Annotated in this window: 16 protein-coding genes; 9 read left to right on the forward strand and 7 right to left on the reverse strand. The window is 75.0% G+C overall.

Annotation, left to right across the window (positions count from 1 at the left end):
- Positions 1-25: 25 nt before the first annotated feature.
- Both ACSNOB_RS15535 and ACSNOB_RS15540 read left to right on the forward strand, forming a co-directional pair.
- Positions 26-1,285 (forward strand): M48 family metallopeptidase, encoded by a 1,260-nt coding sequence (locus ACSNOB_RS15535; RefSeq protein WP_436687265.1) that lies wholly within the window; start codon positions 26-28, stop codon positions 1,283-1,285.
- Positions 1,282-2,406 (forward strand): glycosyltransferase family 4 protein, encoded by a 1,125-nt coding sequence (locus ACSNOB_RS15540; RefSeq protein ID WP_436687266.1) that lies wholly within the window; start codon positions 1,282-1,284, stop codon positions 2,404-2,406. The genes ACSNOB_RS15535 and ACSNOB_RS15540 overlap by 4 nt, the downstream gene beginning before the upstream one ends.
- An 18-nt stretch (positions 2,407-2,424) precedes the next feature.
- On the opposite strand, the gene ACSNOB_RS15545 is transcribed toward ACSNOB_RS15540, so the two are convergent.
- From ACSNOB_RS15545 to ACSNOB_RS15565, 5 genes are all read right to left on the reverse strand, one after another.
- Positions 2,425-4,080 carry a putative bifunctional diguanylate cyclase/phosphodiesterase gene (locus tag ACSNOB_RS15545; RefSeq protein WP_436687278.1) on the reverse strand — a complete coding sequence of 552 codons (1,656 nt, stop codon included), beginning with the start codon at positions 4,078-4,080 and terminating at the stop codon, positions 2,425-2,427.
- A gap of 118 nt (positions 4,081-4,198) precedes the next feature.
- Positions 4,199-5,008 carry an SAM-dependent methyltransferase gene (locus tag ACSNOB_RS15550; protein WP_436687279.1) on the reverse strand — a complete coding sequence of 270 codons (810 nt, stop codon included), beginning with the start codon at positions 5,006-5,008 and terminating at the stop codon, positions 4,199-4,201.
- 183 nt (positions 5,009-5,191) lie between these two features.
- Positions 5,192-5,860 carry a response regulator transcription factor gene (locus tag ACSNOB_RS15555; protein WP_007072219.1) on the reverse strand — a complete coding sequence of 223 codons (669 nt, stop codon included), beginning with the start codon at positions 5,858-5,860 and terminating at the stop codon, positions 5,192-5,194.
- A 7-nt stretch (positions 5,861-5,867) separates the two neighbouring features.
- Complete coding sequence (locus tag ACSNOB_RS15560) at positions 5,868-7,562, reverse strand: sensor histidine kinase (protein WP_436687267.1); 1,695 nt, start codon at positions 7,560-7,562, stop codon at positions 5,868-5,870.
- A 14-nt stretch (positions 7,563-7,576) separates the two neighbouring features.
- Positions 7,577-9,388, reverse strand: coding sequence for an AMP-dependent synthetase/ligase (locus tag ACSNOB_RS15565; protein ID WP_436687268.1), 1,812 nt, complete (start codon positions 9,386-9,388; stop codon positions 7,577-7,579).
- Positions 9,389-9,578: 190 nt separating this feature from the next.
- Between ACSNOB_RS15565 and ACSNOB_RS15570 the strand changes: the two genes are divergently transcribed.
- The 6 genes from ACSNOB_RS15570 to ACSNOB_RS15595 all read left to right on the forward strand — a co-directional run bounded on the left by ACSNOB_RS15570 (position 9,579) and on the right by ACSNOB_RS15595 (position 14,766).
- Positions 9,579-10,034 carry an SRPBCC family protein gene (locus ACSNOB_RS15570; protein ID WP_393103375.1) on the forward strand — a complete coding sequence of 152 codons (456 nt, stop codon included), beginning with the start codon at positions 9,579-9,581 and terminating at the stop codon, positions 10,032-10,034.
- Positions 10,035-10,065: 31 nt separating this feature from the next.
- Positions 10,066-10,710 (forward strand): hypothetical protein, encoded by a 645-nt coding sequence (locus ACSNOB_RS15575; protein WP_436687269.1) that lies wholly within the window; start codon positions 10,066-10,068, stop codon positions 10,708-10,710.
- Positions 10,711-10,786: 76 nt separating this feature from the next.
- The gene (locus ACSNOB_RS15580; RefSeq protein WP_436687270.1) at positions 10,787-11,734 is read left to right on the forward strand and encodes an ROK family glucokinase; all 948 of its coding nucleotides are present in this window, start codon (positions 10,787-10,789) and stop codon (positions 11,732-11,734) included.
- Positions 11,735-11,744: 10 nt separating this feature from the next.
- Entirely contained in the window at positions 11,745-12,452 is a 708-nt protein-coding gene (locus ACSNOB_RS15585; protein WP_436687271.1) for an endonuclease/exonuclease/phosphatase family protein, read from the forward strand.
- A gap of 92 nt (positions 12,453-12,544) precedes the next feature.
- Positions 12,545-13,951, forward strand: a complete 1,407-nt coding sequence (locus tag ACSNOB_RS15590) for a flavin-containing monooxygenase (RefSeq protein WP_436687272.1) — start codon at positions 12,545-12,547, stop codon at positions 13,949-13,951.
- Between the two features lie 11 nt (positions 13,952-13,962).
- Positions 13,963-14,766 carry an alpha/beta hydrolase gene (locus ACSNOB_RS15595; protein ID WP_436687273.1) on the forward strand — a complete coding sequence of 268 codons (804 nt, stop codon included), beginning with the start codon at positions 13,963-13,965 and terminating at the stop codon, positions 14,764-14,766.
- A 9-nt stretch (positions 14,767-14,775) separates the two neighbouring features.
- On the opposite strand, the gene ACSNOB_RS15600 is transcribed toward ACSNOB_RS15595, so the two are convergent.
- Both ACSNOB_RS15600 and ACSNOB_RS15605 read right to left on the reverse strand, forming a co-directional pair.
- Entirely contained in the window at positions 14,776-16,194 is a 1,419-nt protein-coding gene (locus ACSNOB_RS15600) for an alpha,alpha-trehalose-phosphate synthase (UDP-forming) (protein ID WP_436687274.1), read from the reverse strand.
- Between the two features lie 217 nt (positions 16,195-16,411).
- On the reverse strand, positions 16,412-17,260 hold the full coding sequence (locus ACSNOB_RS15605) for a DUF308 domain-containing protein (RefSeq protein WP_436687275.1): 849 nt from the start codon (positions 17,258-17,260) through the stop codon (positions 16,412-16,414).
- Between the two features lie 524 nt (positions 17,261-17,784).
- Between ACSNOB_RS15605 and ACSNOB_RS15610 the strand changes: the two genes are divergently transcribed.
- Positions 17,785-18,486, forward strand: coding sequence for a lysophospholipid acyltransferase family protein (locus tag ACSNOB_RS15610; protein ID WP_393103391.1), 702 nt, complete (start codon positions 17,785-17,787; stop codon positions 18,484-18,486).
- The last annotated feature ends 67 nt before the right edge of the window (positions 18,487-18,553 follow it).

The raw sequence follows: 18,553 nt of genomic DNA on the forward strand, positions 1-18,553 counted from the left end.
GCGGCGCGGCGCCGGGAGGGCGGCGGTGACCCCGCGCGGCTGGGCGGTGCTGACCCTCGTCGGCCTGACCGTGGCCCTGGTGGTCACCGCCGTGCTGCTGATCCCGTGGCAACGCCCGCCCGCGCCGCGGGCTGACCAGTTGGCCGCGCTGGGCGACCTGCCCGCCGACCAGGTGGCCCGCAGCCGGGAGTTCCGCTCCGCGCTGCGCCCCGCCGGCTGGACCGCCCTGGCCGTCGGCCTGCTGGTCGCCCTGGCGCTCGGTCTGACCCCGCTGGGCAGCCGGCTCGTCGAGCTGGCCGGCCGCCCCTTCGGCGGCCACTGGGCCGCTCAGGCCGTGGTCGGCGGGCTCGCCGTGGTGCTCGTCGCCGACCTGGTCACCCTGCCGTTCGCCGCCTGGCGCCAGAGCGTGCTCACACGCTACGGGCTGAGCACCAACGGCTGGAGCGGCTGGACGGTCGACCTGCTCAAGTCGTACGCGGTCAGTGCCGTCATCGGTGCGGTGGCGCTGCTCGGCTTCTACACCGTCATCCGGCTGTCGCCGCGCTGGTGGTGGGCGTTCGGCGCGGCCGGCGCGGCGACGCTGGTGGTGCTGCTCTCCTTCGTGCTGCCGGTGCTCGTGGAGCCGGTGTTCAACAGGTTCACCCCGATGGAGCAGGGCCCGCTGCGCACCCAGCTCGTGGAGATGGCGGCCCGCGACGGCGTACCGGTGCGTGACGTGCTGGTCGCCGACGCGTCGCGGCGCACCCGGGCGGTGAACGCGTACGTCTCGGGGCTCGGGCCGACCCGGCGGGTGGTCGTCTACGACACGCTGCTGCGCGAGGCCACGCCGGCCGAGGTGACCGCCGTCGTGGCGCACGAGCTGGGGCACGCCAAGGACCGCGACGTGGCGGTCGGCACGCTGACGGGGGCGCTGGGCGCCGCCGCCGCGGTGATCGCGCTCTACCTGCTCGGGTCCTCCGGCCCACTGCTGCGGCTGGCCGGCGTCGACTCGGTCGCCCAACCGCGTGCCTTCCCCCTGCTGATCGCCCTGGTGACGGTCGCCGGGCTGGTGTCCGCGCCGGTGCAGGCGCTGATGTCGCGGCGGGTGGAGGCGCGTGCCGACGCGCACGCGCTGGCCCTGACCGGCGACCCGGCGGCCTTCGAGGCGATGCAGCGCCGGCTCGCCGGGATCAACCTCTCCGACCCCGATCCGCCGCGCTGGGAGTACCTCTACTCCGCCACGCACCCGTCCACGGTCGAGCGGATGGCCGCCGCCCGGGCCCACGCCAGGGAGGCCGGCCGATGAGCCGTACGCTGCTGATCACCAACGACTTCCCACCCCGTCCGGGCGGTATCCAGTCCTTCGTGCACAACCTCGCGGTGCGCCAGCCCGCCGGCTCGGTGGTCGTCTACGCCTCCACCTGGCGCGGCGCCGAGAAGTTCGACGCCGACCAGCCCTTCGAGGTGGTCCGGGAGCGCACCCGGGTGCTGCTGCCCACCCCACTGGTGGCCCGCCGGGCCGCCCGGCTGGCCCGGGCGTACGGCTGCGACACGGTGTGGTTCGGCGCGGCGGCCCCCCTCGGGCTGCTCGCCGCCGGCCTGCGTCGCCGGGCCGGCATCCGCCGGGCGGTGGCGCAGACCCACGGGCACGAGGTCGGCTGGGCCGCGCTGCCGGCCGCCCGGGCCGCGTTGCGCCGGATCGGCCGCGGCGTGGACGTGACCACCTACCTGGGCGAGTACACCCGGGTGCGGCTGGAGCGGGCGCTGCACGGGGTGACCGAGCTGCACCGGCTCGCGCCCGGCGTGGACGTGGACACCTACCACCCTTCCGTCGACGGGGACCCGGTCCGCGTCCGGCTCGGCCTGGCCGACCGCCCGGTGGTGGTGTGCGTGTCCCGGCTGGTGCCACGCAAGGGCCAGGACATGCTGATCCGGGCGATGCCCGCCATCCGGCGGCGGGTGCCCGACGCCGCGCTGCTGGTGGTCGGGGGCGGGCCCTACCGCGCCACGCTGGAGAAGCTGGCCCGCCAGGCGGGGGTCGAGCGGGACGTGGTCTTCACCGGGTCGGTGCCGTCGGCCGAGCTGCCGGCCCACTACGCCGCCGGCGACGTCTACGCGATGCCCTGCCGCACCCGCAACCGGGGCCTGGACGTCGAGGGGCTCGGGATCGTCTACCTGGAGGCCTCCGCGACCGGCCTGCCCGTGGTCGCCGGCGACTCCGGTGGCGCGCCGGACGCGGTCCGGGAGGGCGAGACCGGGTTCGTCGTGTCTGGCCGGGACGTCGCCCAGCTCGCCGACCGGGTGGCCACGCTGCTCGCCGACCGGGACCTGGCCCGCCAGTTCGGCGCGGCCGGTCGCGCCTGGGTGGAGCGGGAGTGGCGCTGGGAGGCGCAGGCCCAGCGGATGGCGGCCCTGCTGGCCGGCTGAGGCCCCGCGCGCCGACGGTCAGCGGAGGCGTTCGAGGAGGCGCTCGGCGGAGTCCGGCCGGCCGAAGTGCCAGCCCTGGGCGGCGTCGCAGCCGATCGCCCGCAGCCGTTCGGCCTGCCCGGCGGTCTCCACGCCCTCGGCGGTGACGGTCAGGTCCAGCGCGTGCGCCAGGGACACGAGCGAGGCGAGGATCCGCTCGTCGGCGCGGCTCTCCGGCGCCCGCAGCCCGGCCACGAACTGCCCCGCCACCTTCAGCTCCGTCACCGGCAGGTCCCGCAGGTACGCCAGGTTGCAGTAGCCGGTGCCGAAGTCGTCGATGGCGATGCGTACGCCGAGGTCGGCCAGCACCCGCAGCGCCCGGACGGGCTCCTCGGCCGTGCTCATCATGGTGCTCTCGGTGATCTCCAGCTGGAGCCGCTCCGGCGGCAGGCCGGTGCGCCGCAGCAGCCCGCGGACCTCCTGGACCAGCCCGGGGCGGCGGACCTGCCGCACGGCCAGGTTGACGCTGACGAACGGGGCCGCGGCGGCCGCGGCGGACCAGCTCTCCGCCTGCCGGCACGCCTCGGCCAGCACCCACCCGCCGAGCGGGACGATCAGCCCGGTCTCCTCGGCCAGGCCGATGAAGCTGTCCGGCCGCAGGACGCCCAGCTCCGGGTGGCGCCAGCGCACCAGCGCCTCCACACCGACCACCCGGCCGTCGCGCAGCGAGGTCAGCGGCTGGTAGTCGAGGTAGAACTCGCCCCGCTCCAGGGCGGCCGGGATGGCCGCGGAGAGCGCGTACCGGGCCAGCTCCCGGCGGTCGCGGTCGGCGTCGTAGAGCGCCCAGCGGGCGCCGCCGGCGGCCTTCGCCCAGTGCAGCGTGCTGTCGGCCGCCCGCATCAGGTCACCGGGGGAGGTGCCGGCGACCGGCCGCTCCACGATGCCGATGCTCGCCGACACGCACAGCTCGTGCCCGTCCACCAGCGCCGGTTCGCGGACGGCGGCCAGCGCCGCCTCCGCCACGGCGACGACGTCGTCGGTGCCGGTGGTGCGCTCGACCAGGACGACGAACTCGTCCCCGCCCAGCCGGGCGACCAGGTGCCCGTCGAGGGCCCGGCGGAGCCGGTCGGCCACGGTGGTCAGCAGGCCGTCGCCGACCTGGTGCCCGTGCGAGTCGTTGACCACCTTGAACCGGTCCAGGTCCAGGAAGCAGACGCCGACGCGCTCCGCGGCCCGGCCTGGTGAGTCGACCGCGGCGCTCAGGCGCTCCGTGAACAGCGCGCGGTTGGGCAGGTCGGTGAGCGGGTCGTGGGTCGCCTGGTGGCGGAAGCGTGCCTCGCTGGCGCGCAGCGCCCGCTCCGCCTGCGCCCGGGCGGTCATGGCGGCCCGCCGGATCGACTCCTGCTCGTCCAGCGTCCGGTCCCGCAGCGCGCGGGAGTAGCCGGTGGCCACGGCGGCCAGCAGCCGGGCCAGCCGGTCCCCGACCTCCTCGCCGACCAGCCCGAGGTCGCGGGCCAACCGGAGCTGGACGACCTCGACCGTACGCCCCAACGCCTCGGGCGACGCGATGTGCGCGGCCACCAGCTCGGTGGCGACCCGATGCCCGACCCGCAGGTCGAACGGCTCGGACAGCAGCGCCGCCGCGAGCTGGTCGGTGAGGCGTTGCAGCAGCGCCTCGAGCTGGGCCTGGGTCATCGGCAGGTAGCTGGTGCCGGAGACGGCCTTCGCCCACGCCCGGGCGAAGACGCCGGGGCGGGGCGGGCTTCCGACGGTCGTCCCCGGCGGCGTGGCGACTGCGGCCGCCCCGGGCGGCTCACCCACCGAGCCGCCCGACGCCGCCGATGAAGGCTGCCCGCTCGGCGTCCTCGACGCTGTCGGCGGTCTCCGGGCGCCACTGCGGCACCCAGACCACGCCGGGGTCGACCAGCTCGAAGCCGTCGAAGAGGGCGGTCAGCTCGCCCCGGCCGCGCATCCACAGCGGACTGTCCGTGCGCCGGTAGACCCGCTCGGCCTCGGCCCGCTCGTCGTCGGCGCGGCCGTCGGCGCTGGTCTGCGAGAGCACCAGGTAACTGCCCGGCGCGAGCGCCTCGCGCAGCGTGCGCAGCAGCTCGGCCGGCCGGTCGTCGTCGGACACGAAGTGCAGCACCGCCACGATCATCACGGCGATCGGCTGGTCGAAGTCGAGCAGCCGGCGGACCTCGGGGTGGGCGATGATGCGCTCGGGATGGCGCAGGTCCTCCTGCACCACCGCGGCGCGGTCGTTGCCGTCGAGGATCTCCCGGCTGTGCGCCACCGCCACGGGGTCCACGTCGACGTAGACCACCCGGGCGTCGGGGGCGTCGCGCTGGGCGATCTCGTGGACGTTGCCGACGGTCGGGATGCCCGAGCCGATGTCCAGGAACTGCCGGACGCCGGCGTCGAGCAGGAACTGCACCGCCCGGCGGAGGAAGGCCCGGTTGGCCTGCGCCATCAGCGGCGCCTCCGGCACGGCCGCCACCATCGCCTGGGCCGCCGCCCGGTCCACGGCGAAGTTGTGCGAGCCGCCGAGGTAGTAGTCGTACATGCGGGCCACGCTGGGGCGCTCGATGTCGATCTCGTCGGGTGCCCAGTCCGGCCGCTGCATGTGCTCACCCCTCGTCTCGGCGGTGCGGACGCCGTTGCCCGCGCCGGTATTCTGCCGGCTCACCGCCGGGGAGACCATAGCGCGCCGCCCGGGAAGGTGACGACGCTGGTCGATACGACGACAGGCCCGCGCCGGCGTCGGCCGGGCGCGGACCTGTCGGTGGTGCGTCGACGGAGTCGGCGCTCAGAACTTCGGGGCGTCCGGAGCCTCGAGCAGGCCGAGCCGCAGCGCGGTCATCAGCGCCTGCGCCCGGTTGGCCGCGCCCAGCTTCTCGTAGAGCTTCGAGATGTGCGTCTTGGCCGTCGACTCGCTGACGAAGAGCTGCTTGGCGATGCCCGCCACGCTCATCCCGTCGGCGAGCAGCCGCAGCACCTGGCCCTCGCGGGGGGAGAGCTGCGGCCCGGACGGGGCCAGCCGGCGCTTCATCGCCTCGGCCAGATCGGCGGCGGTGAAGGCGCTCGGGGAGGAGGCGGCGTGCCGGGCGGCGGCGACGACCTCGTCGGCCGGCGCGGTCTTGGGCACGAAGGCGCTGGCCCCGGCCTCCAGGGCGCCGAAGAGTTGGTCGTCGCCGGCGTACATGGTGAGCACGACGATGCCCATCGAGGCGCTCGACTTGCGCAGCGCCCGGGTGGCCTCCAGGCCGCTGCCGTCGGGCAGCCGCAGATCCATGATCACCACATCCGGCTGCAGCGCACCGGCCTGGCGCACGCCCTCCGCCGCCGTGGCGGCCTCGCCGACGACCTCGAACTGCCGGTCACGCTCGAACGCGTGCCGCAGGCCCTTGCGGATCAGGTCGTGATCGTCGACAAGGAGGACCTTGGTACGGGTGGCCGGTGTCGGACTTGTGGTCATCCTCGGGTTACTCCCCTTCTGCTGCCGCTGCGCTACCGCGCACGTTATCGCGCCGGGGCGAGGAGCCGAGCACCACCGCCACGGTCGTGCCGCTCGGTTGCCGCGGCCTGATCTCCAACCGGCCCCGGATACGTTCCGCCCTCTCGGCCATGATCGCAAGACCGTAGTGCCCGTCCGAGCGCTGGTCAGCAATCCCCTGACCGTCATCCGACACTTCGATCTGGGCGTACGGCGGGTCGACCTCGCAGGTGACCCAGAGGTTCGAGGCCCCGGCGTGCTTGCGCGCGTTGGTGACCGCCTCCTGGGCGATGCGCAGCAGCTCGGCCTCGGTGGCGGCCGGCAGCCGGGCGGTCGACTCGTCGAGGGACAGGTGCACCCGCAGCCCGCCGGAGGCGCCGACGGTGCGGGCGTACTCGGCGATCGCCGCGGCCAGCCCGCCGTGCCGGTCCACCTCGCTGCGCAGCTCGAACAGGCTCAGCCGCAGCTCGGTGATCACCCGGGTCACCTCGTGCCGCAGCGCGCGCAGGCTCTCGGCGGTCTCCTCGGCGTCGTCGTGCACGGTGGCCAGGGCGTTGTCGATGCCGTAGCCCACCATCACCAGCTCCTGCGCCACCCCGTCGTGGATCTCCCGGGCCAACCGCTGCCGCTCCTCGTTGGTGGCCAGCGAGCGGACCTCGTCGAAGAGCAGCGCCGCCTCCAGCCGGAGCGCGGCCGGGCGGGTCAGCCCGGTCACCCGGGACACCACCCCGGCCGGGTACGCCTGCGCGGCGTCCGCCTCCAGCACCACCAGACCCACCGTACGCACCCCCGCGACCAGCGGCACGATCAGCGCGGAGACCTCGCCGCCGCGGTGCGACCGGGCCTGCGACCGGGCGGCGGTCTGCGGCTGCTGGCTGGCCCACGCGTCGGCGATGGCCGAATCCGCGTCCAGCGTCGTCTCCCAGTCCACCCGGTCCACGCCCACCTGCGCGAGCACCACGAGCCGCCCGCCGCCGCTGGCCGACAGCACGGCCGCCCGGTCGGCCCGGGCCACCGTGCGCAGCTCCTCCAGCAGGTGCTCGGAGATGCCGCCCGGATCGAGGGTGGCCCCGGGCAGCTGCCGGGCCACCGTGCGCAGCTGGGTCAGCAGCCGGGTCGCCTCGGCGTACGGCTGGGGTTTGCCCTCGTCGCGGACCCGCATCACCCGGTGCAGGGTGCTGGCCGCGTAGAGGCCGAGCCCGGCCAGGATCAGCCACTGGGCGCAGACCGCGAGGTAGCCGAGCTGGGCGATCTGCCGGTCGCCGTCGACCTCGGTGAGCGCGCCGGCCAGCAGCAGGGTGGCCGCGGTGACCGCCAGCAGGGCGGCCCCCTCGGCGAACCGGCGGCGCAGCGCGGTGACCGTCACCGGGACCGCCAGGTAGGGCAGCACCGCGGAGGCGCCCAGCCCGCCGATCTCTCCGCCGATGGTCGCCACGGCGGCGACCTGGCTCGCGGCCAGCCCCAGCACCACCACCTCGGCCACCCGGCTTAGCGGGCCGACCAGCCGGTGCTCGGGCGCCAACAGGGCGGGCAGCCCGGCGGCGGCGAGCAGCGCGACCCACCAGAGCTGGGCGAGGTCGCGCGTGGCGAACAGGGTCAGGACCGCGACCAGCGCCAGCATGACCACGCGCGCCGCGGCGGCGAGGGGATGCGGGTGGGGCGGGGAGGGCGTCGAGGCGGGCACGTGACGGATCGTAGTCAGCGTCGGTAGATATCGGCGATCTCCGCCGCGTACGACTTGTGCACGACCTGGCGCTTGACCTTGAGCGACGGGGTCAGCTCCCCGGTCGCCTCGGTGAAGTCGCGGGGCAGGATCCGGAACACCTTGATCGCCTCGGCCTTGGAGACCGCCTGGTTGGCGGTGTCGATCGCGCCCTGGATCTCGGCCAGCAGGCCCTCGTGCCGGTGCAGCTTCTCGACCGGGGTGTCCGCCGGCAGGCCGGCGGCGGCCAGCCACCGCGGCAGCGCCTCCTCGTCGAGGGTGACCAGCGCGGCGATGAACGGCTGCCGGTCGCCGACCACCACGCACTGGCTGACCAGCGGGTGGGCCCGGACCTGGTCCTCCAGGACGGCCGGGGCGACGTTCTTGCCGCCGGCCGTCACGATGATCTCCTTCTTCCGGCCGGTGATGCTCAGGAAGCCGTCGTCGTCGAGCCGGCCCAGGTCCCCGCTGCGGAACCAGCCGTCCGGGGTGAGCACCTCGGCGGTCGCCTCCTCGTTGCGCCAGTAGCCCCGGAAAACCAGGTCGCCGGAGATCAGGATCTCGCCGTCGTCGTCGATCCGGACCGTCACGCCCGGCAGGGGCCGGCCGACCGAGCCGATCCGAGTGGCGTCGGGGAGGTTCGCGGCGGCGGCGGGGGAGGTCTCGGTCAGGCCGTACCCCTCGCAGACGCTGACGCCGACGCCGCGGAAGAAGTGGCCCAGCCGCGCGCCGAGCGGGGCGCCGCCGGAGATGGCGTCCCGGCACCGGCCGCCCATCGCCGCGCGCAGCTTGCGGTAGACCAGCTTGTCGAAGAGCGCGTGCTGCGCGCGCAGCGCCAGGCCGGGCCCGCCGGAGGTCTCCAGCGCCTCGCTGTACGCGATGGCGACCTGCTCCGCCCGGGCGAAGATCCTGCCCTTGCCCTCGGCCTCGGCCTTCTGCTTCGCCCCGTTGTAGACCTTCTCGAACACCCGGGGCACCGAGAGCACGAAGGTGGGGCGGAACTCCTGCAGCTCGGCGACCAGGTTCTTGGTGTCCGAGCAGTGCCGCATGGTGGCCCGCGCGTGGACCACGCCGATCTGGATCAGCCGGGCGAAGGCGTGCGCCAGCGGGAGGAACAGCAGGGTCGACGCGCCCGGCCGGAACAGGTTCGGCAGCACCGGCACCGCGTTGGCGATGTCGGCGTACATGTTCCGGTGGGTGAGCGCGCAGCCCTTGGGGCGGCCGGTGGTGCCGCTGGTGTAGATGATGGTGGCGAGGTCGTCGGCGCCGACGGCGGCGCGCCGCCGCTCGACCTCCGCCGGGTCGACCGTCGCGCCGGCCCGGACCAGCTCGTCCACCCCGCCGAGGTCGATCTGCCAGACCTGCCGCAGCTCCGGCAGCCGGTCGCGCACGCCGGCGACCAGCGTGGCGTGCGCGTTGCTCTCCACCACGCAGGCCACCGCGCCGGAGTCGGCCAGGATCCAGGCGGCCTGCTCGGCGCTGGAGGTCTCGTAGATCGGCACGGTGACCGCGCCGGCCGCCCAGATCGCGTAGTCCAGCAGGGTCCACTCGTAGCGGGTGCGGCTCATCAGGCCGACCCGGTCGCCGGGCTGGACGCCGGCGGCGACGAGCCCCCGGGCCGCCGCGACGACCTCGTCGCGGAACTGCCGGCAGGTGACGTCGGCCCACGCCTGCCCGCCGTCCGCCGCCCGGGTCGGGCGGACGAACTGGACGGCGTCCGGGGCGACCTCGGCGTTGTCCCAGACCGGATCGGTGAGGTTGGCCGCGTCGCCGACGGTGACGATCGGCGGGACGGAGAACTCGCGCACCTGCACTCCCTCGTGCTCACTGGCCGTGCCGGCCGCCACCACGGGTCGGCTCTGTCGAAACCTACCCGCCCCGCCGGGCGGGCCGAAAAGGCAGGTCGGCCCGTGCCCCGCGCCCCCGTGCGGACACGCCCCGCCCCGGGTGCGGGGGCGGCGCGGCGTGGACGGGGCCACCGCCGGGTAGCCTCCCCCCATGGCGGACTCCTCCACCCAGTCGATCGTCGTCGGCGCGCCACCGGAACGGGTGGCGGCGGTCATCTGCGACTTCCCCAGCTACCCCGAATGGACCGAAGCGGTGCGGCGGGCGGAGGTGATCGAGGAGTACGAGGACGGCTACGCCAGCCAGGTCCGGTTCGTCATCGACGCCGGGGTGATGGCCGACGAGTACGTGCTGGCCTACGAGTACGCCGAGGACCTCTCCCGGATCGAGTGGCACCTGGTGGCGCCGTCGAAGATGCAGAAGTCCCAGCGCGGCTCGTACGACCTGGTGGCCAACCCGGACGGCACGACGACGGTGACCTACACCCTGGAGGTCGAGCTCTCCGTGGGGATGCTCGGCATGTTCCGCCGCAAGGCCGAAAAAATGATCATGGATACCGCGTTGAAGCAGCTCAAGCGCCGGGTAGAAGCACCCGGTGCGGCGCAGTGACGCGTCCGGCGGCACGGTAGAGGAGCCGACCATGGGTGCAACGGATCCGGGTTCGGCCCGGGAAGAGGCGGAACGGCTGGTCGCCACGCTGCTGGCTGGCGCCCGGCTCGCCGCGGCCGGCTCCGCGACGGGCCCGTGGGGTCCGCTCGGTGGGATCGTGTCGGGTGTCCTCGGTCACAGCACCGCGCCGGGCGGGTCGGCCGGGGCGTCCGGGGGCGGATTCGCCACCGGCGCGCCCGAGTGCTGCGTCTGTCCGGTCTGTCGCGGCATCGCGGCGGTGCGCGACCCGAGTCCCGACTTCGCCGAGCGTCTCGCCACCGGCGCCGGCGACCTCGCCGCCGGGGTGGCGAGCCTGCTGCGCGCCTTCGCTCCACCGGAGCCCGCCGCCGAACCGGCCGCCGCGGCGGCGTCGACCGGCTCGCCGGGCGGCGCGGACGACCACGTGTGGCGCGAGGCCACCCGTAGCGGGCATGATTCTCAGCCGGCAGCGGAGCGGGACGTCTGGTCCGCCGCCACCCGGGCGGAGGACGTGGCCGTCCCGGCCGCCGCACCGCCCGTCGACGCCGCCGGGCCGGCCCCCGCGGCGACCGTGCGGACGTCCGCCGACCGTCCCGTGGTGCCCGCCTCGCGGGTGCCCGGTGACGCGGGCGAGCACCCACCAGGCGACGGAGCCTGACCATCGCACATCCCGACCACGCGCCGGTCGCCCGGCGGCGCCGGTGCGGGCAGCACAGCAGAGGGGAGTGGCAGCGGTGACGCTGACCATCGGAGTCGACGTCGGTGGCACGAAGGTGGCCGGTGGGGTCGTGGACGCCGCCGGCACGGTCCTCGTGCAGGCCCGACGGGACACCCCCGCCGACGACGTCGCCAAGACCCGGGACGTCATCATCGAACTGGTCAGCGAGCTGGCCGTCGGGCGGTCGATCGAGGCGGTCGGCATCGGCGCGGCCGGCTGGATCGACGCCAGCCGCTCGACCGTGCTGTTCGCGCCGAACCTCGCCTGGCGCGACGAGCCGCTGCGGGACTACGTCAGCGCCGCGACCGGCCTGCCGGTGATCGTGGAGAACGACGGCAACGTGGCCGCCTGGGCGGAGTTCCGCCACGGCGCGGCCCGCGACGCCGACGACTCGATGGTCATGTTCACCATCGGCACCGGCGTCGGCGGCGGCATCGTTCTCGGCGGGGAACTCCTGCGCGGCGCCAACGGCATCGCCGCCGAGCTGGGCCACATGCTCACCGTGCCCGACGGCCACCAGTGCGGCTGCGGCCGGCTCGGCTGCATCGAGCAGTACGCCAGCGGCAGCGCCCTGGTGCGGTTCGCGCGCGCCGCCGCCCGGCAGGAGCCGCACCGTGCCACGGCCCTGCTGGAGTTGGCCGGCGGCGAGGCCGAGGCGGTCACCGGACCCATGGTCACCGCCGCCGCGCAGGGCGGCGACCCGGTCTCCACCGAGGCGTTCGCCCAGGTCGGGCGCTGGCTCGGCACCAGCCTCGCCGACATGGCGCAGATCCTCGACCCGCAGGTCCTCGTCGTCGGCGGCGGCGTGATCGACGCCGGTGACCTGCTGCTCGGCCCGACCCGCCGGTCGTTCACCGACGCCCTCGCCCAGCGCAGCCGGCTGCCGGTGGCCGAGATCCGCCCGGCCGAGCTGGGCAACACCGCCGGTGTCATCGGCGCCGCCGACCTGGCCCGCCGGATCTGAGGCGGTGCCGGTGACGCGGGAACCGGGCGTGCCGCTGCGCGTCGTGTCGTACAACATCCACAGCCAGCGGGACGACACGGCCGCGCTGGCCGCGGTGGTCCGCGCCGCCCGCCCGGACGTGGTGGTCGTGCAGGAGGGGCCGCGCCGGTTCCGCTGGCGGCAGAAGTCCGCGGCGCTGGCCGAGTCGTTCGGCCTGGTGGTGGCAGCCGGCGGGCTGCCCGCGCTGGGCAACCTGCTGCTGACCAACCTGCGGGTGCGGGTGGCGGCCACCCGGTGCCGGCGCTTCCCGCTCACCCCGGGCCGGCACCTGCGCGGCGCCGCGTACGCCGAGTGCGTGGTCGCCGGCGGCGCCCGGTTCACCGTGGCCGGGTCGCACCTGTCCACCGACCCGGCGGAGCGGCCCGGGCAGGCCGCGCTCTTCAAGCGTGACCTGGACGCCGCCGCCACGCCGGTCATCGCCGCGGCCGACCTGAACGAGGGGCCGGACGGGCCCGCGTGGGCCACCATCGCGCGAGGGCTGACCGACGCCGCCGTGGCGATGGACCGGGCCGACCGGCTCACCTACTCCTGCGCGAACCCCCGGCGGCGGATCGACGCCCTCTTCGTCGACCCGCGCATCACCGTGGTCGACTACGACGTGGTCGACACCCCGCAGACCCGCCGGGCCAGCGACCACTTCCCGATCCTGGTCGACCTGCTGCTGCCGGGGGGCGACTGACCGTCCTCCGCGCCCGGGGCTGGACATCCCGCTCCGATGTGGAGAGGATTCTGCGCGACCCGGCCCTCGCGCCGCACAAAAGGAGATCCCCGGTGTCCACCTCCACCGACCACGGCCGGCCCGACCCGGAGGCGAGCACGCTCGCCCTGACCCGCGACGGCCGGCCGGTCTCCGACCGGGGCGACACCGTCTGCGTCATCGGCGCCGGGGCCAGCGGGCTCGCCGCCATCAAGAACCTCAAGGAGCACGGCTTCGGCGTCGACTGCTACGAGCGGGAGACCGGCGTCGGCGGGGCCTGGAACTGGCGGCACGACCGCAGCCCGGTGTACGCGAGCACGCACCTGATCTCGTCGCGGCCGTTCACCCAGTTCCCCGACTTCCCGATGCCGGACGAGTGGCCGGACTACCCGCACCACAGCCAGTTCCTGTCATACCTGGAGCGCTACGCCGACCACTTCGACCTGCGCGCGCACGTCTGGTTCGGCACCGAGGTCGTCCGGGTCGAGCCGGTCGACGGCGACCGCTGGGACGTGACCACCCGCAGCACCGGCGGCTACGGCCCGGAGCGCACCTCCCGCTACGCGGCGGTGGTGGTCGCCAACGGGCACAACTGGTCGCCGAAGCTGCCCCGCTACGAAGGGCTGGAGGAGTTCCGGGGCGAGGTCATGCACGCCTCGTCCTACAAGGACCCGGCGCAGCTGCGCGGCAAGCGGGTGCTCGTCGTCGGCGCCGGCAACACCGGCTGCGACATCGCCGTCGAGGCCGCCCAGCAGGCGTCGCGCTGCTGGCACTCCACCCGCCGGGGCTACTGGTACGCCCCGAAGTACGTCCTGGGCCGCCCGGCCGACCAGGTCAACGACGCGCTGCTGGCGCTGCGGGTGCCGTTGCGGGTGCGGCAGTGGCTCTACCACTGGACGCTGCGGCTGACCGTCGGCGACCTGACCCGGTTCGGCCTGCCGAAGCCCGACCACCGGGTGTACGAGACGCACCCCATCGCCAACAGCCAGCTCGTCTACTACGTGGGCCACGGCGGGATCGCCCCGGTGCCGGACGTCGCCCGCTTCCACCCGTACGCCGTGGAGCTGTCCGACGGCCGGGAGATCGATCCGGAGCTGGTCGTCTTCGCCACCGGTTACCTGCCGCGCTTCGAGTTCCTCGACCCCAAGGTGCTCGGCGACGACGGCGGGACGGGCCGGCCCACGCTCTGGCTCAACGCCTTCGCCCCCGGCCACCCGACGCTCGCCGTCGCCGGCCTGGTGCAGCCGGACTCGGGCATCTTGCCCCTGTCGCACTGGCAGACGGTGCTCTTCGCCCGGCTGCTGCGGCTGCGCCTGACCCGTCCCGACCGGGCGGCGGCCTTCGCCGCCAGGGTCGCGGCGAAGGCGGGGGAGCGCTACTCCGGGCCCGTCAAGGACAGCAGCCGGCACTGGTTCGAGGTGGGCCACGCCGACTACCTGCGCGCCGTCCAACGCGCGCTCCACGACCTGGAGGACAAGTGAAGGTGCGGGTCATGCGGGGGCGGGAGTGGGCCCGCCCGGTCCGCCCGGTCCGGCGTGAGGTGGTCGGCGTGGCCCCCGAGCTGGAGGAGGGGCGCCCGCCGCTGCTCTTCGTGCCGGGCTTCGGGCACGGCGCCTGGGCGTTCGCCGAGCACTGGCTCGGCCACGCCGCGTCCCGGGGCTTCCCGGCGTACGCGCTGAGCCTGCGCGGGCACGGCGGCAGCGGTCCGGCGCCGGAGGCGACGCTGCGGGCGTACGCCCACGACGTGGCCCAGGTGGCGGCGGGCCTGCCGCGCCAGGCGGTGCTGGTGGGGCACGGCGCGGGGGCCCTGGTGGTCACGCACGCGCTGGCCCGTTACCCGGCCCGGGCCGGGGTGCTGGTCGCGCCGGTGCTCGGCGGCTGGGCGACGTTCGGCGCGGCGCTGCGCCGCAACCCGCTCGGCACGCTGCCGGCGGTGTTCGGCGGGCCGCTGCGGCTGCACCGTCGCCAGTTGTTCAGCCGGGAGCTGCCGGAGGCCGAGGCCCGGCGGTACGTCTCCCGGCTCGGCCGGGCCGGCCGGCGGGCGCAGTGGCAGCTGCTGACCGGGCGGGCGGCGGAGCCCGCCGTGGGCGACCCGCCGGTGCTGGTGCTGGGCAGCCCGGACGACCGGGTGGTGCCGGCGGCGGCGCTGACCCGGGCGGCCCGGCGGTACGGCTCGGCTCCGCTGCTCTTCCCCGGGATGGGGCACGACATGATGCTCGACGCCCGGTGGCGGGAGCCGGTCGACGCGATCCTGGACTGGCTGGAGAAGGACCCGGCGGCGCCCGGCCGGCCCTGACCCCCGGCGTCAGCCGGCGGCGCCCAGCCGGGTCAGCAGCGAGCCGCTCTCGTCGAGGGTGGAGAGGTAGGAGCGGGCCCAGGCCCGGATGTCGTGCCGGTGCAAGTGCGCCCGCATGGCCCGCATCCGCGCGCCGACGTCGTCGGGGCTGGCCCGCAGCGCCGAGAGCAGCCCCTGCTTGAGCCCCTCCAGGTCGTGCGGGTTGACCAGGTACGCCTGCGGCAGCTCGGCGGCGGCGCCGGCGAACTCGCTGAGCAGCAGGGCGCCCGTGTCGTCCACCCGGGCGGCGACGTACTCCTTCGCGACGAGGTTCATGCCGTCCCGCAGCGGGGTCACCGCCATCACGTCGGCGACCCGGTAGAGGGCGGCCAGTTCGGCGCGGTCGAACGGCTGGGTCAGGTAGTGGATCGCCGGCTCGCCGACCCGGCCGAACTCGCCGTTGATCCGCCCGACCTCGCGCTCCACCCGCTCGCGGAGGATCTGGTACTGCCCGACCCGTTCCCGGGTCGGCACGGCCACCTGCACCAGCACGGTGTCGCGCACCTTGACGTGCCCGGCGGCGAGCAGCTCGCTGTACGCCTTGAGTCGTTGCTCGATGCCCTTGGTGTAGTCCATCCGGTCGACGCTGAGGATGACCTGCTCGGGGCTGCCCAGGTCGTGGCGCAGCCGGTGGGCCCGGTCGGCCACGTCCGGCCGGGCGGCGAGCGCGGCCATCTCGGTGGTGTCGATGGAGACGGGGAAGGCGCCGATCCGGACCACCCGGTCGTCGACGGCGATCCGGCGGTCGGTGGCGGGGAGTTCGAGCACCTTGGCGACGAGCTGGGCGAAGTTGTGCGCGGCCTGGGCCCGCTGGAAGCCCACGAGGTCGGCGCCGAGCATGCCGCGCAGCAGCTCGGCGCGGCGGGGCAGCTGCATGAAGAGCTCGGGGGGCGGGAACGGCACGTGCAGGAAGAAGCCGATGCGCAGATCCGGCCGGAGCGCCCGGAGCAGGCCGGGCACCAGTTGCAGGTGGTAGTCCTGCACCCAGACGACCGCGCCGGGCTCGGCCACCTGGGCGGTCGCCTCGGCGAACCGCTGGTTGACCCGCTGGTACGCCTCCCACCAGCGCCGGTGGTGCTGCGGCTGCTCGACGGAGTCGTGGTAGAGCGGCCAGAGGGTGGCGTTGGCGAAGCCCTCGTAGTGGTCGCGCAGGTCGTCGCCGCTGAGCGGCACGGTGTGCATGCGGACGCCGTCGACGTCGGGCACGTCGGGCGCCGGCCCGGTGCCGCCGGCCCAGCCCACCCAGGTCGCCGGGGTGTGTCGCAGCAGGGGGTGCAGGGCGCTGACCAGGCCGCCGGGGCTCCGGCGCCATTCGCACGCGCCGTCGGGGGCCGCACCGTCGTCGATGGGCAGGCGGTTGGCGACCACTACGAGGGAACTCTGTCGCATATCGGGCATTCCGATCGCAGGGGGGTGACCGCCGCGAGCGAGGAACAACCGGGCAGTCAGGGAGGGGAGTGACGGACAGCGGTATTCCTACTGACAGTAAGTTACACCACTGTTACGTCTGCGGCGTGGGGCGGCGCTCGTCCCGAGATGCGGGCACCGCGCGCCCGCGACCCGAGCCGGTATCGAGGGGAGCGTACGCCGGGGGCCGGGGCGTCGGTCAGACGACCGCGCCGTCGTCGGGGTCGTGGTCCTCGTCGCCGCCGGGGCGCAGCCGCCAGATCAGCGCGACGAAACCGGCGAGGATGCCGGTGAAGCCGAACAGGTTCACCACCGAGGGGTCGGCGATCGGGAAGACCGACGGGAACAGGAACAGCACGAAGCCGACCACGATCGCCAGCACGCCGACCACCGTGTACTTGGAGAAGCGCGGCAGGGGCGGGGGCGGCGGCGGGGTGTAACGCTCGTCGTCCGCCTCGTCGTCGTCGGGCAGGTCCGCGCCGAAGGTGTCCAGCCCGTCCAGCAGCGACGGCTCGTCCTGACGGGCCCGGCCGACGGAGATCCCCGAGATGTCCGCGGCGTACGGCAGCCGCCGCACGTCGGTCGCGGTCGGCCCGGACGGCTCGTCCGGCGCGCCGAGGGTCACCGGGCCCGTGGCCGGCCCCGGCGGGTCGTCCACGTCCTCCGCGGCGGGCCACGGGTTGTCGCCCGGCGCGGGGGTGGTGTGGAATCCGGCGACGATCCGCGCCCACTCGGCGTCGATGTCCGGCTCGGCGTCGCGGGGCCGCTCGGTGGAGGTCTCGTCGGCGAGCTGGGTCAGGTAGTCCCGGGCGGTGGTCAGGTGCGAGCGGTCGACGTAGAGCCGGTCGACGGGGCGGGCGGGGACGGTGGTGGTGCGGGTCACCGGGTTCAGGTCGGCCGAGGGTTGCAGGTAGGCGGCGATCCCGCCGGCGGCGAGGACGTCGAGGAGGTGTTCGCCGACGCGCGGATCCACGTCGCCGGCGACGGCGTACTCGCTCGCGTCGAGCCCGTTGTCCCGCCGTCCCCGGCGGGCACCACCCGCTGACACCGGACATCCTCCTCATCACGCGCCCGCGGCGCGGTCGCCTGAGCCCCCTCGGCGCCGCCCCGGACGCCGTGCCTTGAATCGTGACACGTCGGGACCCGGTTCCGGGAGTGCCTTGTGGCGCGGCGTACGAAGTCAGCGCCCTGCCGCAGGTCGGGACCGAGGGCTCTATGTCCGTTCTTGCTGAATGCTGGCCAACCGGGCCCGGTCGGCCGCCCGGTCAGCCCGGGTCGGGCCCGGCCCCGGCCGCTCTCGAACGCCACCACGACGAGCGGTGACCGGTCCCGGGCGTCCGGCTCGGCCAGCAGCCGGCTCACGTACCTCCGGGCGGTGGTGGTGGGGCTGATGTGCGGCGCCGCGAGCGCTGGAGCAGGGCCCGGAACGTCCCCGCCGGTCGGGCCCGGCGTCCGGGATGGACCCTGCCGTGGCGGGCCGGGAGCCCGTTGTGGCGGCAGGCATCGGGTTCGTAGGCTCATCCCACGACCGCGACCGCGGTGGCGTCGCGACCACTCTGGGAAAGGACGCCGGTGCTGTACTGGCTGATGAAGTACGTCCTCCTCGGCCCGCTGCTGAGGCTGGTCTTCCGCCCGCAGGTCGAGGGGTTGCACCACGTGCCCGACACCGGCCCGGTGATCCTCGCCAGCAACCACCTGTCGTTCTCCGACTCGATCTTCACGCCGCTGATCGTCAAGCGGCGGGTGACGTTCATCGCCAAGGCGGAGTACTTCACCGGCAAGGGCGTCAAGGGCTGGCTGACGAAGATGTTCTTCGTCGGCTCCGGCACCATTCCGGTCGACCGCTCGGGCGGCCGGGCGGCGAGGGCGGCGCTGGACACCCAGCTGCGGGTGCTCCGCGCCGGCGGCATCGCCGGCATCTACCCCGAGGGCACCCGCTCGCCCGACGGCCGGCTCTACCGCGGCAAGACCGGCGTCGCCCGGCTGGCCCTGGAGAGCGGCGCCCCCGTGGTGCCGATGGCGATGCTCAACGCCGACGAGATCCAGCCGCCGGGCAAGCTGATCCCGAAGATCGCCCGGGTGCGGATCCGGTTCGGCGCGCCGCTGGACTTCTCGCGCTACGCGGGGATGGCCGGTGACCGGTTCGTCGAGCGCGCGGTGACCGACGAGATCATGTACGAGGTGATGGAGCTCTCCGGCCGCGAGTACGTCGACATGTACGCCCAGAAGGCCAAGAGCCCGGCCGCCGCTCCCCGCGAGCCGGTCGCCGCCTGACGGCGGGCGGTAGCCGACGGGCGCGGGTCAGGAGGCCAGGGCGCGGTCGGCGGGGGTGGCCGGGGGG

It is taken from the genome of Micromonospora sp. URMC 106 (genome assembly GCF_051386395.1).
GTDB lineage: Bacteria > Actinomycetota > Actinomycetes > Mycobacteriales > Micromonosporaceae > Micromonospora.

Bases quoted from the DNA above. Each gene is read 5' to 3' on its own strand.
- ACSNOB_RS15540 (WP_436687266.1), top strand. From the start codon at position 1,282: ATGAGCCGTACGCTGCTGATCACCAACGACTTCCCACCCCGTCCGGGC.
- ACSNOB_RS15545 (WP_436687278.1), bottom strand. From the start codon at position 4,080: ATGACCCAGGCCCAGCTCGAGGCGCTGCTGCAACGCCTCACCGACCAG.
- ACSNOB_RS15550 (WP_436687279.1), bottom strand. From the start codon at position 5,008: ATGCAGCGGCCGGACTGGGCACCCGACGAGATCGACATCGAGCGCCCC.
- ACSNOB_RS15555 (WP_007072219.1), bottom strand. From the start codon at position 5,860: ATGACCACAAGTCCGACACCGGCCACCCGTACCAAGGTCCTCCTTGTC.
- ACSNOB_RS15570 (WP_393103375.1), top strand. From the start codon at position 9,579: ATGGCGGACTCCTCCACCCAGTCGATCGTCGTCGGCGCGCCACCGGAA.
- ACSNOB_RS15575 (WP_436687269.1), top strand. From the start codon at position 10,066: ATGGGTGCAACGGATCCGGGTTCGGCCCGGGAAGAGGCGGAACGGCTG.
- ACSNOB_RS15595 (WP_436687273.1), top strand. From the start codon at position 13,963: ATGCGGGGGCGGGAGTGGGCCCGCCCGGTCCGCCCGGTCCGGCGTGAG.
- ACSNOB_RS15600 (WP_436687274.1), bottom strand. From the start codon at position 16,194: ATGCGACAGAGTTCCCTCGTAGTGGTCGCCAACCGCCTGCCCATCGAC.